Source organism: Thiolapillus sp., assembly GCF_048562965.1.
GTDB lineage: Bacteria > Pseudomonadota > Gammaproteobacteria > Chromatiales > Chromatiaceae > Thiolapillus > Thiolapillus brandeum_A.
Window position 1 is genome coordinate 1 of the sequence record NZ_JBHNMF010000569.1, and the last position, 2,002, is coordinate 2,002.

2 protein-coding genes are annotated in these 2,002 nt (G+C 50.5%); both read right to left on the reverse strand.

What is annotated here, in order from left to right:
- The coding region (locus ACOCD2_RS17810) for a UvrD-helicase domain-containing protein (RefSeq protein ID WP_419588542.1) at positions 1-174 on the reverse strand (174 nt) is incomplete at its 3' end.
- Positions 174-2,002 (reverse strand): ATP-dependent nuclease (locus ACOCD2_RS17815; RefSeq protein WP_419625844.1); only part of this gene is annotated, 1,829 nt, incomplete at its 5' end. The genes ACOCD2_RS17815 and ACOCD2_RS17810, both read right to left, overlap by 1 nt.

A 2,002-nucleotide genomic window follows, 5' to 3' on the forward strand; every position in this document is an offset into this window, starting at 1 on the left:
AAGAATTTTTTGCCCTGGCTGTATTTGCTCTTGCTCAATAATGTTGCCTGCTTTTAGAAGCGCAATCGTTGTTTTACCGGAGCCTGGTCCCCCCATGACGAGCAAGTGACCGGCTGTGCTCATCAGCCTCGTTCGTTCTTCGTCTAGGACTATTTCATCAGGATTTTGCACCATCACGCCGATCCTTCAGCTTTAGGTGCATCCTCAGTGGTTTCCCCTTCCTGTGCCGGTTCGCCCACGTCCGCCTCGGCAACCTCTTCTTCAGGATCAGTCACTCGCTTAATTTCACGTAGTGTGTTGGTTATGTATTCGGGCATATCGTCGGGGCTGCACTTGTCCAGTATGGCGGCACAAGCGCCCTTGCCTTTCTTGTCATCAAGGAATATCCGCAAACAAGCCAAATTTTCTTGAATCGTCTTAGTTGCATCTGGTCGGCTTACTGCGGGAATGTGGGTTGGCCACTCACCATTGGCGACCAAATCAAGTGCAAATTCCTGGAGAATTGCACCAGGTACGCCATCGATAATTACGTCCTCGAAGCTGTGCTTGTCAGACTCAAATGCATGATCCAATGCTGCTCGAATACGAGTCTTGTGCGGCTCAGGTTGTTCGTCATAAACGGCGAAAACCGTCTTACCTAACCCACGGAAATAATTTGCAAATGGCTCAAGCGAACGATCTCCTTCTACATCCACTACCGCCAATCCAAGTTCTTCAAGGCTTCGAAATTCCGCCGGCTGAAGGACTCCGAGTTTTCGAGCAGCGAGACTGATCGCATCAAATTCGGTTTTCCCCTCAGTGAGCAAGACACGTCTAGACAACAATGCCTCGCACAACGCTCTTCGAAACTCGATTCTATAGCGGCCTGCATTCGCCACCGATGGCGTTAGAGTGGCCTTTTTACCAGACAGCTGTCCCTGATGTCTTTGAAGAACGAGAATTTCGTCGGGTTCAAACTCTTCGAGCACATACGGCGAGTGAGAGCTGAAGATTGCCTGTGCTGCCGAACTTCTAACAGAGTGAATGATTCGCTTCTGGGTATAGGGAGGTATCGCTATCTCTGGCTCTTCCATCGCGAAAATAACTTCTTCTTTGAGTTCTGCGATCATTTTTAGGAGAGCGAGAACCAAAGTATTGACCGTGCCTGTTCCTTGTTTCCTGAAGGGCACCAGAACATCAGCGCCATTGCTGTCCTTGATTCCCGTGCTCATGAAGACCGTGAGCGTTTTTCGAAGGATTTCCCGAGTCAGATCGGATATCTTCATTTTGGGGTTTTCACCCCATTCTGAGGGCACGATATTTCGAATCGCGTTCTGCACCTGGGTCAACGTTTCGGAGATGCCCAACTCCTCGGCCTCAGCAACCGTTACATCGCGAGCCTGTTGGAGCACGTCCTCCCACATTTGAGGGCGTTTCTCTTGCAGTTTCAGAATGATATCAAGTAGTGACCCCCGTTCCAGGCTTAGTGCCCTACTTCCCGTTCGAAGCGTTCGCAGCAATAGAAAGCCGCAACGTCGTTTGTCGCTGGTGTAGAACTTGTCAGGTTCCCGCTCTTCGAGTGGCTCAGGCCAACAAAAGTACGTCTGCCCAATGAAATCGTCTTCTTCCAGGTCGTACATCCCGTTGAAGCGAACCCGCAAAGCGGGAACCACACCGTCAGCATCGGTATCTTCCGGTGGCCCGTCAATCAGTTCCTTGGCTTCCTCATCCCACCATTCAAGGTGTTCACGGAAATGTCTCAGCTGCTCCTTGCTCAAATCAGCGATAACAACCTCTATTTTGATTTCCGGGGGAGACGCTCCATCCTCAGCAGCCGTGTATTGGCCGCACCAGAAATCGTGCTCGTCTATTGGTGGAAAACGTCGAAGGCGTTCTGGACCAAGAACTAGGTCGATTGCTTCAAGAACAGTAGATTTTCCTGTGTTGTTGTCACCTACTAGAGCGGTATCCCCTGAGAAATACAGCTCCCCGTCCTGGACGCCACGAAAGTTGTTGATTGTCA